Origin of the sequence: Streptomyces phaeofaciens, from assembly GCF_014648915.1 — a bacterium.
Lineage (GTDB): Bacteria > Actinomycetota > Actinomycetes > Streptomycetales > Streptomycetaceae > Streptomyces > Streptomyces phaeofaciens.
In genome coordinates this window covers 76,753-96,957 of sequence record NZ_BMSA01000035.1, presented here as the reverse complement: position 1 = coordinate 96,957, position 20,205 = coordinate 76,753, and the positions used below count along the sequence as shown (strand labels likewise).

General features: G+C 71.7%; 19 protein-coding genes. 16 read left to right on the top strand and 3 right to left on the bottom strand.

Features of this window, described 5'->3' with window-relative positions; translation table 11 throughout:
* Nucleotides 1-660: 660 nt before the first annotated feature.
* The 11 genes from pyrG to IE275_RS39290 all read left to right on the top strand — a co-directional run bounded on the left by pyrG (nucleotide 661) and on the right by IE275_RS39290 (nucleotide 13,636).
* The gene (gene pyrG / locus IE275_RS39340) at nucleotides 661-2,328 is read left to right on the top strand and encodes a CTP synthase (RefSeq protein ID WP_189717497.1); all 1,668 of its coding nucleotides are present in this window, start codon (nucleotides 661-663) and stop codon (nucleotides 2,326-2,328) included.
* Between the two features lie 116 nt (nucleotides 2,329-2,444).
* Complete coding sequence (locus tag IE275_RS39335) at nucleotides 2,445-3,071, top strand: NUDIX domain-containing protein (protein ID WP_189717492.1); 627 nt, start codon at nucleotides 2,445-2,447, stop codon at nucleotides 3,069-3,071.
* Between the two features lie 171 nt (nucleotides 3,072-3,242).
* Nucleotides 3,243-5,429 carry a tetratricopeptide repeat protein gene (locus tag IE275_RS39330; protein WP_189717491.1) on the top strand — a complete coding sequence of 729 codons (2,187 nt, stop codon included), beginning with the start codon at nucleotides 3,243-3,245 and terminating at the stop codon, nucleotides 5,427-5,429.
* A gap of 135 nt (nucleotides 5,430-5,564) precedes the next feature.
* Nucleotides 5,565-6,689 carry an alanine dehydrogenase gene (gene ald / locus IE275_RS39325; RefSeq protein ID WP_189717490.1) on the top strand — a complete coding sequence of 375 codons (1,125 nt, stop codon included), beginning with the start codon at nucleotides 5,565-5,567 and terminating at the stop codon, nucleotides 6,687-6,689.
* A gap of 401 nt (nucleotides 6,690-7,090) precedes the next feature.
* On the top strand, nucleotides 7,091-8,227 hold the full coding sequence (locus tag IE275_RS39320; RefSeq protein ID WP_189717489.1) for a ParA family protein: 1,137 nt from the start codon (nucleotides 7,091-7,093) through the stop codon (nucleotides 8,225-8,227).
* Nucleotides 8,212-8,796, top strand: a complete 585-nt coding sequence (locus IE275_RS39315; protein ID WP_189717488.1) for a hypothetical protein — start codon at nucleotides 8,212-8,214, stop codon at nucleotides 8,794-8,796. Before IE275_RS39320 ends, IE275_RS39315 begins: the two co-directional genes overlap by 16 nt.
* A gap of 18 nt (nucleotides 8,797-8,814) precedes the next feature.
* Nucleotides 8,815-9,912, top strand: coding sequence for a segregation and condensation protein A (locus IE275_RS39310; protein WP_189717487.1), 1,098 nt, complete (start codon nucleotides 8,815-8,817; stop codon nucleotides 9,910-9,912).
* Complete coding sequence (scpB, locus tag IE275_RS39305; protein WP_189717486.1) at nucleotides 9,912-10,538, top strand: SMC-Scp complex subunit ScpB; 627 nt, start codon at nucleotides 9,912-9,914, stop codon at nucleotides 10,536-10,538. The genes IE275_RS39310 and scpB overlap by 1 nt, the downstream gene beginning before the upstream one ends.
* Nucleotides 10,538-11,710: a pseudouridine synthase gene (locus tag IE275_RS39300; protein ID WP_189717485.1), complete on the top strand. Its 1,173-nt coding sequence runs from the start codon at nucleotides 10,538-10,540 to the stop codon at nucleotides 11,708-11,710. The genes scpB and IE275_RS39300 overlap by 1 nt, the downstream gene beginning before the upstream one ends.
* Nucleotides 11,711-11,897: 187 nt before the next feature.
* Nucleotides 11,898-12,617, top strand: coding sequence for an NUDIX hydrolase (locus IE275_RS39295; protein ID WP_189717484.1), 720 nt, complete (start codon nucleotides 11,898-11,900; stop codon nucleotides 12,615-12,617).
* Nucleotides 12,614-13,636 carry an ADP-ribosylglycohydrolase family protein gene (locus IE275_RS39290; RefSeq protein ID WP_189717483.1) on the top strand — a complete coding sequence of 341 codons (1,023 nt, stop codon included), beginning with the start codon at nucleotides 12,614-12,616 and terminating at the stop codon, nucleotides 13,634-13,636. Before IE275_RS39295 ends, IE275_RS39290 begins: the two co-directional genes overlap by 4 nt.
* 35 nt (nucleotides 13,637-13,671) lie before the next feature.
* On the opposite strand, the gene IE275_RS39285 is transcribed toward IE275_RS39290, so the two are convergent.
* Genes IE275_RS39285 through IE275_RS39275 form a run of 3 tightly spaced genes read right to left on the bottom strand, consistent with a single transcriptional unit; the run spans nucleotide 13,672 to nucleotide 15,375 of the window.
* Nucleotides 13,672-14,112 (bottom strand): Rieske (2Fe-2S) protein, encoded by a 441-nt coding sequence (locus tag IE275_RS39285; protein WP_189717482.1) that lies wholly within the window; start codon nucleotides 14,110-14,112, stop codon nucleotides 13,672-13,674.
* Nucleotides 14,109-14,687, bottom strand: a complete 579-nt coding sequence (locus IE275_RS39280) for a DUF6529 family protein (RefSeq protein ID WP_189717481.1) — start codon at nucleotides 14,685-14,687, stop codon at nucleotides 14,109-14,111. Before IE275_RS39280 ends, IE275_RS39285 begins: the two co-directional genes overlap by 4 nt.
* Nucleotides 14,688-14,709: 22 nt before the next feature.
* Nucleotides 14,710-15,375 (bottom strand): hypothetical protein, encoded by a 666-nt coding sequence (locus IE275_RS39275; RefSeq protein WP_189717480.1) that lies wholly within the window; start codon nucleotides 15,373-15,375, stop codon nucleotides 14,710-14,712.
* Between the two features lie 201 nt (nucleotides 15,376-15,576).
* On the opposite strand from IE275_RS39275, the gene aroH reads away from it, so the two are divergent.
* From aroH to der, 5 genes are all read left to right on the top strand, one after another.
* Nucleotides 15,577-15,939 carry a chorismate mutase gene (gene aroH / locus IE275_RS39270; RefSeq protein WP_189717479.1) on the top strand — a complete coding sequence of 121 codons (363 nt, stop codon included), beginning with the start codon at nucleotides 15,577-15,579 and terminating at the stop codon, nucleotides 15,937-15,939.
* Complete coding sequence (locus IE275_RS39265; RefSeq protein WP_189717478.1) at nucleotides 15,936-17,021, top strand: prephenate dehydrogenase; 1,086 nt, start codon at nucleotides 15,936-15,938, stop codon at nucleotides 17,019-17,021. The genes aroH and IE275_RS39265 overlap by 4 nt, the downstream gene beginning before the upstream one ends.
* 247 nt (nucleotides 17,022-17,268) lie before the next feature.
* Nucleotides 17,269-17,955, top strand: coding sequence for a (d)CMP kinase (cmk, locus tag IE275_RS39260; RefSeq protein ID WP_189717477.1), 687 nt, complete (start codon nucleotides 17,269-17,271; stop codon nucleotides 17,953-17,955).
* On the top strand, nucleotides 17,952-18,599 hold the full coding sequence (locus IE275_RS39255) for a lysophospholipid acyltransferase family protein (protein WP_189717476.1): 648 nt from the start codon (nucleotides 17,952-17,954) through the stop codon (nucleotides 18,597-18,599). The genes cmk and IE275_RS39255 overlap by 4 nt, the downstream gene beginning before the upstream one ends.
* Before the next feature lie 78 nt (nucleotides 18,600-18,677).
* Complete coding sequence (gene der / locus IE275_RS39250) at nucleotides 18,678-20,153, top strand: ribosome biogenesis GTPase Der (RefSeq protein ID WP_189717475.1); 1,476 nt, start codon at nucleotides 18,678-18,680, stop codon at nucleotides 20,151-20,153.
* Nucleotides 20,154-20,205 lie beyond the last annotated feature (52 nt).

The following is a 20,205-nucleotide window of genomic DNA, read 5'->3' as shown; positions in this document are numbered from 1 at the left end:
CAGTCCACTGTCCCGTCACGGCAGACCAGGGCAGCGGTCTGCATGTCTCCGATGAGTGCGTAGTCTTCGATGCGCCCGGCCACGTGCAACTCCAGTCGAACGGCCACGTCACCCCCAGTATGGAACGGGGGCTGTCGCTAGTGCGGTCAAGGGGTCGTTGTAATGCGTCGTTGAGCGGTGAAGCAAAGCAGCCGCTCAGCCGTATGGGCAAAACGCCAATTCTTGCTCAACGAACTGACGAGCTCTCGTTGTTCCGATGGATACGGACGGGGGTGGTGTCGTGTTCGACCGGCGGGCTCGGCAGCGAGTGTCCGAGCAGGATACGACGCACGTAGATGATCTGCGTGCCGCTCCGGGCAACGTGGGTGGGCCGAACGGGTGAGCAACGGGTGAGAGCCTGGTGAGCGGTGGTGTGCGTGTGCCCAGTGGGGCCGCATCCATGTCCGCACGACCTGTTTTCCGCCCGTCGCGTACGCGTGACGTGTCGGCATGTGCGCGGAGCGTGCCCGGAAGCCATCCCCCCGAGGCGCTGATACCCTGGTAGCCCGTGGACCGGTGGGCTCGAAACCCCCGAACCGCAGCGACGGCACCCCCGGAAAACTCCGGCCGCAGTGCCGCTCCGCACCCCCAGACCGCGACCACGGGAGCCCCCTCTTGGCCATGCCGCCCGCTGCTTTTCGAAACAGCACAGCCACGACGACCAAGCACATCTTCGTCACCGGGGGTGTCGCCTCCTCGCTCGGCAAGGGACTGACCGCCTCCAGCCTCGGCATGCTGCTCAAGGCGCGGGGCCTGCGCGTCGTGATGCAGAAGCTCGACCCGTACCTGAACGTCGACCCCGGCACGATGAACCCCTTCCAGCACGGCGAGGTGTTCGTCACCAACGACGGCGCCGAGACCGACCTGGACATCGGCCACTACGAGCGCTTCCTCGACCGCGACCTCGACGGCTCCGCCAACGTCACCACCGGCCAGGTCTACAACACGGTGATCGCCAAGGAGCGGCGCGGCGAGTACCTGGGCGACACCGTGCAGGTCATCCCGCACATCACCAACGAGATCAAGCACCGCATCCGCCGGATGGCGACGGACGAGGTCGACGTCGTGATCACGGAGGTGGGCGGCACGGTCGGCGACATCGAGTCGCTGCCGTTCCTGGAGACGGTCCGCCAGGTCCGCCACGAGGTCGGCCGGGACAACGTCTTCGTCGTGCACATCTCTTTGCTGCCGTACATCGGCCCGTCCGGCGAGCTGAAGACCAAGCCGACCCAGCACTCGGTGGCCGCGCTGCGCAACATCGGCATCCAGCCCGACGCGATCGTGCTGCGCTGCGACCGTGAGGTGCCGACCGCGATCAAGCGGAAGATCTCGCTGATGTGCGACGTCGACGAGGCCGCCGTGGTGGCCTGCCCCGACGCCCGCTCGATCTACGACATCCCGAAGACCGTGCACGGCGAGGGCCTGGACGCCTACGTCGTCCGCAAGCTGGACCTGCCGTTCCGCGATGTGGACTGGACGACCTGGGACGACCTGCTCGACCGCGTCCACAACCCCGACCACGAGATCAATCTGGCCCTGGTCGGCAAGTACATCGACCTGCCCGACGCCTATCTCTCGGTCACCGAGGCACTGCGCGCCGGCGGCTTCGCCAACAAGGCCCGCGTGAAGATCAAGTGGGTCACGTCCGACGACTGCAAGACCCCGGCCGGGGCCAAGGCGCAGCTGGCGGACGTGGACGCCATCTGCATCCCGGGCGGTTTCGGCGACCGGGGCGTGCTCGGCAAGGTCGGCGCGATCCGCTACGCCCGGGAGAACAAGATCCCGCTCCTGGGCCTCTGCCTGGGTCTCCAGTGCATCGTGATCGAGGCGGCCCGCAACCTCGCCGACATCACGGACGCGAATTCCACCGAGTTCGACGCGGCCACCTCCCACCCGGTCATCTCCACCATGGCCGAGCAGCTCGACATCGTCGCCGGCGAGGGCGACATGGGCGGAACGATGCGCCTGGGCATGTACCCGGCCAAGCTGGCCGAGGGCTCCATCGTGCGCGAGGTCTACGACGGCAAGGAATACGTCGAGGAGCGCCACCGGCACCGCTACGAGGTGAACAACGCCTACCGCGCGGAGCTGGAGAAGAAGGCGGGCATCCTGTTCTCCGGCACCTCCCCGGACGGCAAGCTCGTCGAGTACGTCGAGTACCCGCGCGACGTCCACCCCTACCTGGTCGCCACCCAGGCGCACCCGGAGCTGCGCTCGCGGCCGACCCGTCCGCACCCGCTGTTCGCCGGTCTCGTGAAGGCGGCCGTCGAGCGGAAGAATTCGAAGTAACACACCGGTTGTACGGTGGCCGGGGTGCAAACCTTCACAGGTGGGCACCCCGGTTTTTTCTTGTGCCGGTCCGTGTGTGCCGGTCTTGGTGGAGAGCGCGTGGGAAGGGCAAGGGCATGACGATCAAGGACACTCCCGAGGCGTGGGAGATCCGGTCCACGGAGACCCCCTTCGTGGGCAACAAGACCTCCGTCCGCACCGACGAGGTGGTCATGCCCGACGGCTCGGTGGTCCGCCGCGACTACCAGGTCCACCCCGGCTCGGTGGCCGTCCTCGCCCTCGACGACGAGGACCGGGTCCTGCTCATCAAGCAGTACCGCCACCCCGTACGGCAGAAGCTGTGGGAGATCCCGGCCGGGCTGCTCGACGTGCCCGGCGAGAACCCGCTGCACGCCGCGCAGCGCGAACTGTACGAGGAGGCGCACGTCAAGGCCGAGGACTGGCGGGTGCTGACCGACGTCTACACGACGGCCGGCGGCTGCGACGAGTCCGTACGGATCTTCCTGGCGCGGGGCCTTTCCGAGGCCGAGGGGCAGCGCTTCGAGGTCGAGGACGAGGAGGCCGACATGGAGCACGCGCGCGTGCCGGTCGGTGACCTGGTCCGGGCGGTGCTCGCCGGTGATGTGCACAACAACTGCCTGGTGGTCGGCGTCCTGTCGCTGGCCGCCGTGCGGGCCGGCGACGGCATCGACGCGCTGCGCCCGCCGCAGGCGCCGTGGCCGGCACGGCCGTTCGAGGCCTGAGCCCGACATCGACACCTGCGGTGTGACGATCGCCTGATCCGATCGGGGGATGTCCCCGCCGTGCCCCGCCGTCCTCCGCCGGGAACGTCGCAGAGCGTGAACTAGGCTCTGGAACGGCCCGATCCGGAGTCCCGGCGGGTCCAGCACGTGCGTGGGACGGGAGCGTGGCCCGTGGCGGATCAGGCAGTGGACACAGACGGCGTGCAGCTGTCCGGAGACGCTGCGACAGAGGGCCATTTCCTGGGCCGCACCCGGGAGTTGAAGGAACTGCGCGCCGACATCGAGCGCGCGGGACTGGACACCATCGCCGGGAAGAAGGCCCCCCGCGCGCGGGTGCTCCTCATCGCCGGCCGGCCCGGCTCCGGGCGCACCGCGCTCGCCGAGGAACTGGTCCGGCAGGTCGCCGACCGTTACCGCGACGGCGTTCTGCGGGCCCGCCTCGCCGAGCCCGACGGCACCCCCGTCCCCGTCGAGCAGGCCGCCCGCGAGCTGCTCGCCGCCCTCGCCGTGCCGGCCCCGGCCGGCGCCGACGAGGACGAGCTCTCCGCCGCCCTGCGCGAGGCCCTCGCCGACCGGCGCGTCCTGCTCCTGCTGGACGACGCGGCGGGCGCCGAGCAGGTCGACGCGCTGCTGCCGGACAGCCCGGAGTGCCTGCTGGTCGCCGTCTCCGCGGGCCCGCTCACCGGCATCTCCGACGTCCGCCCCTGCACCCTGGGCGGCCTGGACACCAAGTCCGCCCTCGAACTGCTCACCCGCTACACCGGCTCGGTCCGCATCACCGTGGACCCGCGGTCCGCCGAGGGGCTCGTGGAGGCCTGCCAGGGGCAGCCGGCCGCGCTGATCCTGGCCGGCGGCTGGCTCGCCGCCCGGCCCCAGACGGCCGTCGCCGACCTCGCCAAGCAGCTGCACGCCGAGGGCGACGAGGGCACCCCGCTCAGCCGGATCCTGCGGCTGGTGCACGCCACGCTGCCCGCTCCCGCCGCCCGGACCCTGCGGCTGCTCTCCCTCGCCCCGGCCGGCCTCGTCGACCCCCACACGGCGTCCGCGCTCGCCGGCTGCTCGGTGGGCGCCGCCCGCACCACCCTCGACGACCTCGCCGCGCTCGGTCTGCTGCGGACCGTGCCCTCACCGGTGCCCCAGTACGAGGTCCCCGGCTGTCTGCACCCCCTGCTGCGGGCCGCCGCCGAGACCCAGGAGCGCCCGGCCGAGCTCCAGCTGGCCCGCGCCCGGATGCTGGAGCGGACGGTGCGGCTGCTCCAGTCCTGCCGGGCCGTCACCGAGACCGACAATCCGCAGGCCCGCGAGAAGCTCCAGGGCACGCCCAGCGCCCTGCGCTTCTCCAGCCCCGCCGCCGCCGCGGACTGGCTGCGCGTGCGCCGGCCCGCCCTGCTCGCGGCGGCCCGGGCCGCGGTGGCCGACGGGGAGCTGGACACCCTGGCCCGCCGGCTGATGTCGCAGCTGGTCAGGGCGATGGTCGCGCACTTCGGCACCCAGGCCGCCGCGCCCGACCTGTACGGGATCCACCAGCTCGTCCTCGACGTGGCCGAGCGCCGCGACCTGCCCCGGGAGCGGGCCGCCGCGCTGCTGAACCTGGCCGACGTCGACGCCAGGACCGGCCGTACGGCGGAGGCCCTGGCCCGCTACCGGGCGGCACTGGACGCCGGACGGGAGGCGAACGACCCGTACGCGACCGGCCGCGCGATGGAATCCGTAGGCGGGGCGCACCTGGAGCTGGGCGACTACGAGCGGGCCGCCGACTGGTTCGGCCGGGCCCTCGCCCAGCGGCTGGCCCGCGACGAGCGCGCCGACGCCGCCCGCCTCTACGGCCGGATCGCCACCGCCCACACCTACGCGGGCCGGTACGGCGAGGCCCAGCGCAACTGGCGGGCCGCCGCCTCGGGACACCGCAAGAACGGCGACATCGCGGCGTACGCGCGGGCGCTGAGCGAGCTGGCCCGGGTCCAGGAGTACGCGGGCCGGCCGGAGGAGTCGCTGCGCACCTGCCAGGAGGCCGTGGAGTGGGCCCGGCGCGCCGAGGACGCGCGGCTCCAGGCGGCCGTGCAGCTCAGGCTGGCCGACACGCTGGAGCGCCTGGGCGACCCGGCCGCCGCCCGACTGCACCGCGGCGCCGCCGAGCGCATCCTGGGGGAGGAGCGCCCGGACGGCGAGCAGGGGCACGCTTCGGACCGTGAGCCGGAGCGCGCCACCGAACGTGAGCCGGAGCGCGCCGCGGAGCCGGTCCGCACACGTGACGCGGAGCGCCTTCGGAAGCGGGCCCCGGAGGCCGTTTCTGAGCCGGAACAGCTGGAACATGGCGCTAACGCCTGCGAAATCCGCAGTACACCTGCTGAAGATTGATGCATTGAAAGGCTAGACAGCGGGAACACCTTCATTAGACTGGCTCTGCCGCACCTTCTCCTGCGGTGTATCCCGATGTGCCCGCTACATCCGGGTTTCTCTTGCTGTGCCCCCACACCCTCTGAGCCAAGGACCGTGATCGACGTGAAGGTCGGCATCCCCCGCGAGGTCAAGAACAACGAGTTCCGGGTGGCCATCACCCCCGCCGGCGTGCACGAGCTGGTGCGCCACGGCCACCAGGTCTTCGTCGAGCGCGACGCCGGTGTCGGCTCGTCCATCCCGGACGAGGAGTACGTGGCCGCCGGCGCCCGGATCCTGGAGACGGCCGACGAGGTGTGGGCCACCGCCGACCTGCTGCTGAAGGTCAAGGAGCCCATCGCCGAGGAGTACCACCGCCTCCGCAAGGACCAGACGCTCTTCACCTACCTGCATCTGGCCGCCTCCAAGGAGTGCACGGACGCCCTGCTGGAGTCCGGCACGACCGCGATCGCCTACGAGACCGTCGAGCTGCCCAGCCGCGCGCTCCCGCTGCTCGCGCCCATGTCCGAGGTCGCGGGCCGGCTCGCCCCGCAGGTCGGCGCTTACCACCTGATGCGCGCCAACGGCGGCCGCGGCGTGCTGCCCGGCGGCGTCCCGGGCGTGGCGGCCGGGCGGGCCGTCGTCATCGGCGGCGGTGTCTCCGGCTGGAACGCGGCGCAGATCGCCATCGGCATGGGCTTCCACGTGACCCTGCTCGACCGGGACATCAACAAGCTCAAGGAGGCGGACAAGATCTTCGGTACGAAGATCCAGACCGTCGTCTCCAACGCCTTCGAGCTGGAGAAGGCCTGCCTCGAGGCCGACCTCGTCATCGGCGCGGTGCTGATCCCCGGCGCCAAGGCCCCGAAGCTGGTCACCAACGAGCTGGTGTCCCGGATGAAGCCCGGAAGTGTCCTTGTCGACATCGCGATCGACCAGGGCGGCTGCTTCGAGGACTCCCGTCCGACCACCCACGCCGAGCCGACCTTCCCGGTCCACAACTCGGTCTTCTACTGCGTCGCCAACATGCCGGGCGCGGTGCCCAACACCTCCACGTACGCGCTGACCAACGCGACGATGCCCTACATCGTCGAACTCGCGAACAAGGGCTGGGTCGAGGCGCTGCGCCGCGATGCCGCGCTGGCCAAGGGCCTCAACACCCATGACGGCAAGGTCGTTTACCGCGAGGTCGCCGAGGCGCACGGCCTGGAGCACGTGGAGCTCGACACGCTCCTCGACTGACCTTCCCGGGTAAGTCACCTTTTCGTAAAGGCGATACGTCAACTTGGCGCGTCAATGGCGCACGACCGGCCGGACCTTGCCCCACAAGGTCCGGCCGGATGTGTGTATGGTCACTTTGCGGCACTCGGTCAACTCGCCTCGAACGTAACCCTTGGACCGATTCGCACACCGGTGAAACCCGCCGTGCGACGGCCGTACGCCCTTGACAGCGGGATGTTTCATTGCCGACACATCGGGCCGGGTCCGGCGGATTGTGTTGCTGCGGACGCCCGACACGCCATAGAGTCGCCAACCGTCGGCATGGTGCCACGCTGACCTTGTCTAGAAGTTTCCTGGTCACCAAGGAGGTAAGACGACTTGTGAATGAGTCGACATTTGCTCCCGGGGGTGGTCAACCAGGAATGCCTACGCGGGACCCAGGTCCCGCGGGGCTCGAGGCTGTCGGCTCCGTCGCTGTCCGAACCTTCGCAGCCCACCAGAGCCAGACCAGCCCCCGCACGGCTCTGTCAGCACACCAGAGCATGGACGGTCATCACGTGAACGCCATGGCCGGCGACGGAAGTGGCGCGCCCCGCAACCACTTCGCCGACTACGACGAACTGCCCGACGGGCACTTCTACGACCCCGACGCCGAATACGAGCCGGACCCGGAGTACGCGGCCACGCTCGCGCCCGACGCGGCACGGCAGCGCCGTGAGCGCGTCGGCCCGACCGGACGCCCGCTGCCGTACTTCCCGATCCCGGGACCGCTGACGCAGCACGGACCCGCGACGATCATCGCGATGTGCAACCAGAAGGGCGGCGTCGGCAAGACGACGTCGACCATCAACCTGGGTGCCGCGCTCGCGGAGTACGGACGCCGCGTCCTGCTCGTGGACTTCGACCCGCAGGGCGCGCTGTCGGTCGGCCTCGGTGTCAATCCGATGGAGCTCGACCTCACGGTCTACAACCTGCTCATGGAGCGGGGCATGTCGGCCGACGAGGTGCTCCTGAAGACGGCGGTCCCCAACATGGACCTGCTGCCGAGCAACATCGACCTGTCGGCCGCCGAGGTCCAGCTGGTCTCCGAGGTCGCGCGCGAGTCGACCCTCCAGCGGGCGCTGAAGCCGCTGATGGACGACTACGACTACATCGTCATCGACTGTCAGCCCTCGCTCGGTCTGCTGACCGTGAACGCGCTGACGGCCGCGCACAAGGTGATCGTGCCGCTGGAGTGCGAGTTCTTCGCACTGCGCGGTGTGGCCCTGCTGACCGAGACCATCGAGAAGGTCCAGGAACGGCTCAACCCGGAGCTGGAGCTCGACGGCATCCTCGCCACCATGTACGACTCCCGCACGGTGCACAGCCGTGAGGTGCTCGCACGGGTCGTCGAGGCCTTCGACGATCACGTCTACCACACGGTCATCGGGCGCACGGTCCGCTTCCCGGAGACCACGGTCGCCGGTGAGCCGATCACCACCTACGCCTCCAACTCCGTCGGTGCCGCCGCCTATCGCCAGCTCGCCAGGGAGGTGCTCGCCCGGTGTCACGCCGAGTGAGTCTGCCGGGGGCCGACGAACTCTTCCGTACGACAGGGGGAACGGCGCTTCAGCCGTCCGCGCCCCGGCGCCAGCCGGGTGGCGAGGCCCGGGTGCCGGCGCCGGCGGGCGAGAGCGACGGGGTGGCCGCCGCCTCGGGCGAGGACGCGCCGCAGGCCGTACCCGCGCAGGGCGGGGACGGCGAGGGCGCCGAGCATGTGGCGGCCGACGCCGAGCAGAACGACGCCGAGTCCCGCAGCCGGGGCGCCGAACGATCGGCGCGCCGGCAGGGGGTACCGGCGCAGGAAGGTTCTGCCACGGGTGCCTCCGGCGAGGGGCAGTCGCGCAAACGGGGCCGGGCGGCGGCCCGCCGGCCCAGCGGGCGGGAGCGGCACGACGAGAAGATCACCGTGTACGTGTCCGCCGAGGAACTGATGGACCTGGAGCACGCCCGCCTGGTGCTCCGGGGCGAACACGGGCTGGCCGTGGACCGGGGACGGATCGTGCGCGAGGCGGTCGCCGTGGTGCTGGCCGATCTGGAGACCCGCGGAGAGGCGAGCATCCTCGTACGACGGCTGCGCGGGCGGTAGCGGTAGCCTGCGAGGGCTATGACCTCGAACGACGTTCCTGTTCCCGGTTCCGGTGCATCCGGCGGTCGTCGGCGTGCGCTGGGGCGGGGGCCGGGAGCGGTGCCGCCCGTCGAGCGGGAGCCCGAGGTCGTCGTACCGGAGCCCGTCCCTGAACCTGTCGTGGCGGAGCCCGACGCTGCGGAGCCCGCCGGTCCCGAAGCCTCCCCTCCGGAACCCGACGCTCCTGAACCCACCGCGCCCGAACTCATCGCGCCCGAACCCGAGCCCGTCGCTCCGGATTCCGTTCCCGAGGCGCCCGGGGTTCCCGACGGCGTCTTCAAGGTGCGGCTCGCCAATTTCGAGGGGCCCTTCGATCTGCTGCTCCAGCTGATCTCCAGGCACAAGCTGGACGTCACCGAGGTCGCGCTGTCGAAGGTGACCGACGAGTTCATGGCGCACATCAGGGCGATGGGGCCGGACTGGGATCTGGACCAGACGACCGAGTTCCTCGTCGTCGCCGCCACCCTGCTCGATCTGAAGGCGGCCCGCCTGCTGCCCGTCGCCGAGATCGAGGACGAGGCCGACCTCGCCCTGCTGGAGGCGCGGGACCTGCTGTTCGCCCGGCTGCTCCAGTACCGCGCCTACAAGCAGATCGCCGACATCTTCACGCACCGCCTCGACGTGGAGTCCCGGCGCTATCCCCGCACCGTCGGCCTCGAACCGCACCACGCCGCGCTGCTGCCCGACGTGGTGATCAGCATCGGCGCGGAGGGCTTCGCCCGGCTCGCGGTCAAGGCGATGCAGCCCCGACCCAAGCCGCAGGTGTACGTCGACCACATCCACGCGCCGCTGGTGAGCGTGCAGGAGCAGGCGGGGATCGTCGTCACGCGGCTGCGCGAGCTGGGGGAGGCCAGCTTCCGGGTGCTGGTGCAGGACACCGACGACACCCTCACCGTCGTCGCCCGGTTCCTGGCCCTGCTGGAGCTGTACCGGGAGAAGGCCGTCGCCCTCGACCAGGAGACCGCGCTCGGCGAACTGCTGGTGCGCTGGACCGGCGGGGACGGGGACGAGACGCCGACGGTCACCGACGAGTTCGACCGGCCGCCCGAGGAGCCCGAGAAGGAGAGGAAGCCGTGATGAGCGAGGAGACCGTCGCCGCACTCGACCTCAAGCCGGCCCTGGAGGCCGTCCTCATGGTCGTGGACGAACCCGCGACCGAGGAGCACCTCGCGAAGATCCTGGAGCGGCCCCGGCGGCAGATCGCGGACGCGCTGCGGGAGCTGGCCGACGAGTACACCGTGCAGGGGCGCGGCTTCGAGCTGCGGTTCGTCGCGGGCGGCTGGCGGTTCTACACCCGGGCCGGGTACGCGCGAGCCGTCGAGCGGTTCGTGCTGGACGGGCAGCAGGCCCGGCTCACCCAGGCGGCGCTGGAGACCCTGGCGGTCGTCGCCTACCGCCAGCCGGTCAGCCGCAGCAGGGTCTCCGCGGTGCGCGGAGTGAACTGCGACGGCGTGATGCGGACCCTTCTCCAGCGCGGTCTGGTCGAGGAGGCGGGCGCGGAACCCGAAACAGGTGCGATCCTGTACACGACGACGAACTATTTCCTGGAGCGGATGGGCCTGCGCGGCCTGGACGAGCTCCCGGAGCTCGCGCCCTTCCTCCCGGAGGCGGAGGCGATCGAGGCCGAGACCCAGGAAGGGGTCCCGTCGTTCGATCCGGACGCTCCGGATTCCGAGGACGCAGACGACAAGACGGAACTTTGATGCGAAGCAGCAGCGGCAGGAACAGCAGCGGAAACAACGGCGGGAGCCGTGGTGGCAACAGCGGCGGCCGCGGCGGGAACAGCGGTGGACGCGGCGCGAGCGGCGGAAGCGGTGGTGGACGCGGCGCGAGCGGCGGTGGGCGCGGTAATCCCCGTGGCGCCGGCAGGAGCCGCGACGACGAGCGGGGCGGCCGGCCGAGCAAGCCCCGCCCCGAGGAGCGCCGCTACGACGTAGGCCCCGGCGCCTCCCCGGAGGGCCCCAAGTCCGGGCGCGGCGCTTCGGCGCGCGGTGGGGCCAAGGGCGGCCCGAAGCAGTCTTCGGGCACCGGCCGGGGGCGTTGGGCGCCCGCCACCTCCCGTGAGTACGACGCCCGTGCCGAGGAGCGCAACCGCGACCGGTACGCGGGCAAGAAGGACGTCAAGCTGCCCAAGACCTTCCCGGGCGCCGAGCAGGAGGGCGAGCGGCTCCAGAAGGTCCTCGCGCGCGCGGGCTACGGCTCCCGGCGTTCCTGCGAGGAGCTGATCGAGCAGGCCCGGGTCGAGGTCAACGGCGAGATCGTCCTGGAGCAGGGCAAGCGGGTCGACCCGGAGCACGACGAGGTCAAGGTCGACGGGCTGACCGTGGCGACCCAGTCGTACCAGTTCTTCTCGCTGAACAAGCCGGCCGGTGTCGTCTCGACGATGGAGGACAACGAGGGCCGGCAGTGCCTCGGCGACTACGTCACCAACCGCGAGACGCGGCTCTTCCACGTGGGGCGGCTCGACACCGAGACCGAGGGCGTCATCCTGCTCACCAACCACGGCGAGCTGGCGCACCGGCTGACCCACCCCAAGTACGGCGTGAAGAAGGTCTACCTCGCGCACATCGTCGGCCCCATCCCGCGGGACCTGGGCAAGCGGCTCAAGGACGGCATCCAGCTGGAGGACGGCTACGCCAAGGCCGACCACTTCCGGGTCGTCGAGCAGACCGGCAAGAACTACCTCGTCGAGGTCACCCTGCACGAGGGCCGCAAGCACATCGTGCGCCGCATGCTGGCCGAGGCCGGCTTCCCGGTCGACAAGCTGGTGCGGGTCGCCTTCGGCCCGATCACCCTGGGCGACCAGAAGTCGGGCTGGCTGCGACGGCTGTCCAACACGGAGGTCGGGATGCTGATGAAGGAAGTCGACCTCTAGAAGCGTCTCCAGCGGGGCTGTGGCGGCCGGTACCGGGTTTCCCGGTACCGGCCGCTTCCTTGTGCGCGCCAGGGCCGCCGAGAGGCGCTGAGGGGTTGTGGAGCGGGGGCGGGCTCTTTATAGTCGTAACGACTATTAGTGAGGCCGGTTCTCCCCGGCCCACCCGACTCCCAGGAGGTGACCGCAGATGGACGGGTACGACAAGTACGCCTACGAACCCTTCGCCGTCACCGTCGACCTCGCCGTCCTCACCCTGCGCGCGGGCGCGCTCCATGTGCTGCTCGTCGAGCGCGGACAGGAGCCGTACGCAGGGACGTGGGCGCTGCCCGGGGGCTTCGTCCTGCCCGACGAGTCCGCCGAGACGGCCGCGCGGCGTGAACTCGCCGAGGAGACCGGCCTCGCCGACGTCTCCGGACTGCACCTGGAGCAGCTGCGCACCTACAGCGAACCGGACCGCGACCCCCGGATGCGGGTCGTCTCCGTCGCCTTCGCCGCACTGCTGCCGCACGCGCCCGAACCGCTCGGCGGCGGCGACGCGGCACAGGCCCGCTGGCTGCCCTACGACGGCACGGGCCCGCTCGCCTTCGACCACGACCGGATCCTGGCCGACGCCCACGACCGGGTCGGCGCCAAGCTCGAGTACAGCTGCCTCGCCACCGCCTTCTGCGCGCCCGAGTTCACCCTCGGGGAGCTCCAGCGGGTCTACGAGACGGTGTGGGGGACGGCGCTCGACCGCCCCAACTTCCGCCGCAAGGTCCTCACCACGCCGGGCTTCGTCGAGCCGGTACCCGGCGGCGTCGCCCGGCTGACCGGCGGCCGGGGCAAACCGGCCGCCCTCTACCGCGCGGGCACCGCCACCACGCTCCACCCGCCCCTGCTCCGCCCGCCCCGGGAAGGACCCGCATGACCGCCACGACCACCGCCAGGAAGCGCGCCACCGGGTCCCTGCTGGGACTCGCGCTGGGGGACGCGCTCGGGTTTCCGACCGAGTTCAACGACGTCGCGTCGATCCTCGCCAAATGCGGGCCGTGGCGGGAGATGGAGCTGCCGAACCGCGCCCTGGTCTCCGACGACACCCAGATGACCCTCGCGGTGGGCCGGGCCCTGCGGACCGCCATGGACCGGGGCCTGCTCGTGCCCACCCGGCTGACGCGGCCGCTGCGCGAGGAGTTCGTGGACTGGTATCAGTCTCCCGACAACAACCGGGCTCCCGGCCGGACCTGCCTGACCGCCTGCAACCTGCTCAAGGACGAGCGGCGCGAGTGGCAGGACGCCAGCCAGATCGGCTCCAAGGGCTGCGGTGCCAACATGCGCGTCGCGCCCGTCGGTCTCGCCCCCGGCCTCAGCGAGGAGCAGCGGGCCGGGGCCGCCCAGCTCCAGTCCGCCCTCACGCACGGGCACCCCACCGCGCTCGCCGCCTCCGACCTCACCGCCCACGCCGTACGGCTGCTCACCCAGGGCGCCGAGCCGACGGCCCTGGTCGGGCTCCTGAAGGCGTACGCCGTCGACAACCGCTCCCGCTACCACCACCGCTGGCTGGGCGACCTGTGGACCCGCAGCCAGGACCCCTCTCCGGAGCACTTCATCGCGCGCGGCTGGGACGAGTGCCTGGGCGTGCTGGAGCGCCTCGAGAAGGCCTTGCGCGTCCCCGCGCCCGAGGACGACCCGTGCCTGGTCACGGGGGAGGGATGGATCGCCGAGGAGGCCATGGCCACCGGCCTGCTGTGCTTCCTGCTCTTCCCCGACGAGCCGGTCACCGCGCTGCGCCGGGCCGCCTGCTCCTCCGGCGACTCCGACTCCATCGCCTGTCTGGCGGGCGCCTTCGCCGGCGCGTACGCGGGCGCCGAGGCGTGGCCGACGGAGTGGGCGGACCGGATCGAGTACCACGGGGAACTCGTGACGCTCGGGGCGCTCTGGGACCAGTGACCGCACCGGCGTGAGCCGGGGCCGGCCCGGCCCCGTCACGCCAGGCTGATCGAGCCGCCCTCCACCGTGATCTGCTTCGCCGGCAGCGGGCGGGGGGCCGGGCCGCCCGCCACCGAGCCGTCGGCGATCCGGAACTCGCTCTTGTGGCACGGGCAGTTGATCGTGCCGTCGGCGACCGAGCCGACCGTGCAGCCCTGGTGGGTGCAGATCGCGGAGAAGGCCTTGAAGTCGTCCTTCGTGGGCTGGGTGACGACGACCTTCTCGTCCTTGAAGATCTTGCCGCCGCCGAGGGGGATGTCTGACGTCTTGGCCAGCTCCGTGCCGCCCGCTCCGCTCGTGGCCTCGCCGGAGTCACCGGCGGACTGCTCGGAGGAGGAGCCGTTGCCGTCGCCGTAGTCGCTGCACCCCACCACGAGCGCCGCTGTCGCGCCGCCCGTCGCGAGGAGAACCGTGCGCCGGGTCGCGGGGTGGGTCATGTCGTCACTCCGAAGGTGCGGAAGAACCAGAGGGCAGAGGTCAGCCAGATGATCGTGAGCACGGTGAAGACGAGTCCGCCGACGAGCGGCAGCAGCCATCCCGGGAGCCGCTCCGAGCGGAGCAACAGCATCTTGGCACTGAATGCACCGAAGAAGAAGCAACCCAGGAGGGAGTGCCAGAAAACCCGTGTTTCGTATGTTTGATATCCCAAAGCGTACAGACAGTGCACCGCGACCGGGACCGCCAGCAGGAACGCCGCCCTGCCGGACCACCGGTGGAGCGCCTCCGACCAGCGGGGGCCCGGCAGTTTGCCGTACAGCATCAGTGCCGAGGCGACCTGGACCAGCGCGAAGAACAGCGCCGCCGTCGCCAGCCACGACTTCACCGCTCCCGTGCTGCTGAAGCCGGCGAGGTTGAAGGACGTGCCGGCCGGGTCGTGGATCCTGCCGTAGGCCCCCAGTCCGACCGCCACCGCGGCTCCCACGAGGGCCGGGACCAGATAGCGGGCCGGGTGCGGGCGGGCGGGGCCGGGGGAGGGGAAGCCCTGGGTGGCGGCGTTCGGGTCGACGGTCATGGTGGCTCCCTGGGGAAGACGGTCAGGGGGTCGCGGGACGGGCCGTGAGCTGCCGGCCGTCGATCGTCACCGCGCCGGTCTCCGGGTCGATCCGGGGCGCGGGCGACGGCTCGCCGTCCCGGGTGAGAACGCCGACCTGGGTGCCGTCCCGCAGGACGATCCAGCCGGCGTCGATCGTCGCGGAGCGGACGGTGGCCGTCGCCCGGTACAGCCCCGAGGGCTTCTTCGCCCGGTCCGCGGTGAACGCGTGGTGCCCGCCGGCCACGTCGACCGTGCCGCTGATCCGCCGGTCCGCCTCGATCGTGCCGTCCAGCTTCGCGCCGTGCTTCCCGGTGAGCCGCAGGGTGCCGTCGTCCTCGACGTCCCCCTTCAGCCACGACTCCTTCGTCCGGCCGTCGCAGAAGTACGCGATCGCCTTCCCGTCGCGCACGGTGACGGCGATCGCCGCGGAGTCGTCGTCCGTGCGGCCCGCGTACTCGGCGTCCTCGGGCGGTGCCGCCGTGGGGCTGGGGCTGGGGCTCGGGCTGGGGGCAGGGGAGGCGGCGCCCGCGGTGGGGGTCGGGCTCGGCGCCGGCTCCTGGTAGGAGGACGACGCGTTCCTCGTCCCCGACGTCACATTGAGGGTCAGCAGGAACAGGCCGAGCACCAGTCCCGCGAGAAGGGTGAGCAGGGGTCCTGGACGCTTCATGTCGGGCCTTCCCGAGCCGGATGTCCTGCCGTCAACCTGCCATGAGAGCGGAAGCGGCACCCGGCGTAAAGGGCGTATGGGGGTGTTCCCGTCTCAGCGGGCGGTCGGCGCGCACCCGGCCCGGCGCGGGCTGACTAGGCTGGATCCGCCAAGAGTCGTACATCAGCACATCAGTGATGCAGCAGAGCGAGGAGCAGCGCCGTGGCGGTACGAGCGGTCCGGGGAGCCGTCCAACTCGAACGCGACGAGGCCGGGCACATGGACGAGCAGGTCGGGGCACTGCTCACCGCGGTCCTGGAGCGGAACTCCCTCGGCGTCGACGACCTGATCAGCATCTGGTTCACGGCCACGCCCGATCTGCACAGCGACTTCCCGGCGGCCGCCGCCCGCAAGCTCGGGATCGTCGACGTGCCGCTGATCTGCGCGCAGGAACTCGACATCGAGGGCGCCATGCCGCGGGTCGTGCGGATCCTCGCGCACATCGAGTCCGACCGGCCCCGCGCCGAGATCAGCCACGTCTACCTCGGCGCCGCCGCCGCCCTGCGCAAGGACATCGCCCAGTGAGGACCGCGCTCGTCATCGGAACCGGGCTCATCGGCACCTCCGTCGCCCTGGCCCTCGCCCAGCGGGGTGTGGTCGTCCATCTGGAGGACCACGACCCCGAGCAGGCCCGCACGGCCGCCGCGCTGGGCGCCGGCACGGACGAGGCGCCCGAGAAGCCGGTCGACCTCGCCGTCGTCGCCGCGCCGCCCGCCCATGTGGCCGCGGTGCTCGCCGACGCCATGCGGCGGGGGGTGGCCCGCGGCTACCTCGACGTGGCCAGCGTCAAGGGCGGCCCGCGCCGTGAGCTGGAGGCGCTCGGCCTCGACCTGTCCGGGTACATCGGCACGCACCCCATGTCCGGCCGGGAGAAGTCCGGGCCGCTGGCCGCGACCGGCGACCTGTTCGAGGGACGGCCCTGGGTGCTGACCCCGACCCGGGACACCGACACCGAGGTGCTGAACCTCGCCCTGGAGCTGGTCTCGCACTGCCGGGCCGTCCCGGTCGTGATGGACGCCGACGCCCACGACCGTGCCGTCGCCCTGGTCTCCCACATGCCCCACCTGGTCTCCAGCATGGTCGCCGCCCGTCTGGAGAACGCCGAGGAGGCCGCCGTACGGCTGTGCGGGCAGGGCATCCGGGACGTGACCCGGATCGCCGCGTCCGACCCCCGGATGTGGATCGACATCCTCTCCGCGAACCCCGGGCCGGTCGCCGACCTGCTCACCGATGTCGCCGCAGACCTGGACGAGACGGTGCGGGCCCTGCGCGCCCTGCAGTCCGCCGACGAGGCCAAGCGCCACGAGGGCGCGGGCGGTATCGAGGACGTCCTGCGCCGGGGCAACGCCGGGCAGGTCCGGGTCCCGGGCAAGCACGGGGCGGCACCGCGGGCGTACGAGGTCGTCGCGGTGCTCATCGACGACCAGCCGGGCCAGCTGGCCCGCATCTTCGCGGACGCCGGACGGGCGGGCGTCAACATCGAGGACGTCCGCATCGAGCACGCGACGGGGCAGCAGGCGGGCCTGGTGCAGCTCATGGTGGAGCCGAAGTCGGCGCCGGTGCTCTCGGCGGCGCTGCGCGAGCGCGGCTGGGCGATCCGCCAGTAGGCGCCCGGCGGCGGTGCCGGCGCCCGGCCCCCGGCCCGGTACGGCGCCCGGCCCCCGGCCCGGTACGGCGCCCGGCCCCCGGACCCGTACGGCGGCCCGGTGTCCCGGCCCCGCACGGCGGACCGGGCCGGTGCGCACCCGGGCCGGGAAGCCGAGGGCCGGACGAGTGACCTGTGCCCGGTAACCTTGTGCGGGGCACGTTCGCGCCCCGCACATCCACCGCCTCGCACCAGGAAGGTGTCCCCCCGTGGAAAACGGCGCCGCCCAGCCCGTGATTGTCGCCATCGACGGCCCGTCCGGCACGGGCAAGTCGAGCACGTCCAAGGCCGTGGCCGCCCAGCTCGGGCTGAGCTACCTGGACACCGGCGCCCAGTACCGGGCGATCACGTGGTGGATGGTGAACAACGAGATCGACATCGAGGACCCCACGGCGATCGCCGCCGTCGCCGGCAAGCCGGAGATCGTCTCCGGCACCGACCCGGCCGGGCCCACGATCACCGTCGACGGCACCGACGTGGCCGGCCCGATCCGCACCCAGGAGGTCACCTCCCAGGTCAGCGCGGTGAGCGCGGTACCCGAGGTGCGGGCCCGGATCACCGAGCTCCAGCGGTCGCTGGCCGCCGCCGCCGAGAAGGGCATCGTCGTCGAGGGCCGGGACATCGGTACGACCGTGCTGCCGGACGCCGATCTGAAGATCTTCCTGACCGCCTCCGCCGAGGCCCGCGCCGCCCGCCGCAGCGGTGAGCTGAAGGGCGCGGACGTGCAGGCCACCCGCGAGGCGCTGGTCAAGCGGGACGCGGCCGACTCCTCCCGCAAGACCTCCCCGCTCGCCAAGGCGGACGACGCCGTCGAGGTGGACACCACCGAGCTTTCGCTGGCCCAGGTCATCGAGTGTGTCGTCACCCTCGTCGAGGAGAAGCGGGCCGCGCGGTGAGCGAGCTGCCCTCCCCGAAGGGCGCCGAGATCGGCCGGCGGATCGGCGTCGGCCTGATGTACGGGCTGTGGAGACCGCGCGTGCTGGGCGCCTGGAAGGTGCCCGCGAGCGGTCCGCTGATCTTCGCGGTCAACCACTCCCACAACATCGACGGACCGATGGTCATCGGCGTGGCGCCCCGGGCGTCGCACTTCCTGGTCAAGAAAGAGGCCTTCGTCGGCCCGCTCGGGCCGTTCATGGAGGGCGTCGGCCAGATCAAGGTCGACCGTGACACCACCGACCGCACGGCGATCACCCGCGCCCTGGGCGTGCTGGAGAACGGCGGGGTCCTCGGTATCTTTCCGGAGGGCACCCGGGGCGAGGGCGACTTCGCCGCCCTGCGCGCCGGGCTCGCCTACTTCGCCGTGCGCAGCGGCGCGCCGATCGTCCCCGTCGCCGTCCTGGGAAGCACGGAGCGCCGCGGACGGTTGATAAAGGGGCTGCCCCCGCTGCGCTCCCGCGTCGACGTCGTCTTCGGCGACCCCTTCGAGGCGGGCGACGGCAGCGGCCGCCGGACCCGCAAGGCGCTGGACGAGGCGACCGAGCGCATCCAGAAGCAGCTCGCCGCCCACCTGGAAAACGCCAGGCGCCTGACCGGCCGCTAGGCGACACTGACGAGTAGTGGATCAACCCGGGGAAAACGGGCGTCCACCGATCACCACGATGAACGAGGTACGGACTTCATGAACGACGACATCCACTCCGAGGGCTCGGCCGAGCACGACCACGGAGCGCTTGGCGACGCCGAGTACGCGGACTTCATGGAGCTCGCCGCGGAAGAGGGCTTCGACCTGGAGGACGTCGAGGGCGCCATCGAGGAGGCCGGCCACGGCCCGCTCCCGGTGCTCGCGGTCGTCGGCCGGCCGAACGTCGGCAAGTCGACCCTGGTCAACCGGATCATCGGCCGCCGTGAGGCGGTCGTCGAGGACAAGCCCGGCGTCACCCGCGACCGCGTCACCTATGAGGCCGAGTGGGCGGGCCGCCGCTTCAAGGTCGTCGACACCGGCGGCTGGGAGCAGGACGTCCTCGGCATCGACGCCTCCGTGGCCGCGCAGGCCGAGTACGCGATCGAGGCCGCCGACGCCGTCGTCTTCGTCGTCGACGCCAAGGTCGGCGCGACCGACACCGACGAGGCGGTCGTACGGCTGCTGCGCAAGGCCGGCAAGCCGGTGGTGCTGGCGGCCAACAAGGTCGACGGGCAGAGCGGCGAGTCCGACGCGTCCTATCTGTGGGGCCTGGGCCTCGGTGAGCCGCACCCGGTCTCCGCGCTGCACGGGCGCGGCACCGGCGACATGCTGGACGCCGTCCTGGACGTGCTGCCGGACGCCCCCGCGCAGACCTTCGGCGGCGCCGGGACCGGCGGTCCGCGCCGCATCGCGCTCATCGGCCGCCCGAACGTCGGCAAGTCCTCCCTGCTGAACAAGGTGGCCGGCGAGGAGCGGGTCGTCGTCAACGAGATCGCCGGCACCACCCGCGACCCCGTCGACGAGCTGATCGAACTCGGCGGCATCACCTGGAAGTTCGTCGACACCGCCGGTATCCGCAAGCGCGTCCACCTCCAGCAGGGCGCCGACTACTACGCCTCGCTGCGCACCGCGGCCGCCGTCGAGAAGGCCGAGGTGGCGGTCATCCTGATCGACGCCTCCGAGTCCATCTCGGTGCAGGACCAGCGGATCGTGACGATGGCCGTCGACGCGGGGCGCGCCATCGTCATCGCGTACAACAAGTGGGACACCCTCGACGAGGAGCGCCGCTACTACCTGGAGCGGGAGATCGAGACCGAGTTCGGCCAGGTGGCGTGGGCGCCGCGGGTGAACGTCTCGGCGCAGACCGGGCGGCACATGGAGAAGCTCGTCCCGGCGATCGAGGCCGCGCTGGCCGGCTGGGAGACCCGCGTTCCGACGGGCCGTCTCAACGCCTTCCTCGGCGAGCTGGTCGCCGCCCACCCGCACCCGATCCGGGGCGGCAAGCAGCCGCGCATCCTCTTCGGCACCCAGGCCGGCACCAAGCCGCCGCGGTTCGTGCTCTTCGCCTCCGGCTTCATCGAGGCGGGCTACCGGCGCTTCATCGAGCGCCGGCTGCGTGAGGAGTTCGGCTTCGAGGGCACCCCGATCCACATCTCGGTGCGGGTGCGCGAGAAGCGCGGCAAGAAGAAGTAACGGCGGTACGAGGACGTGTCCGGAGGGCGGCCCCCGTGGGGGACCGCCCTCC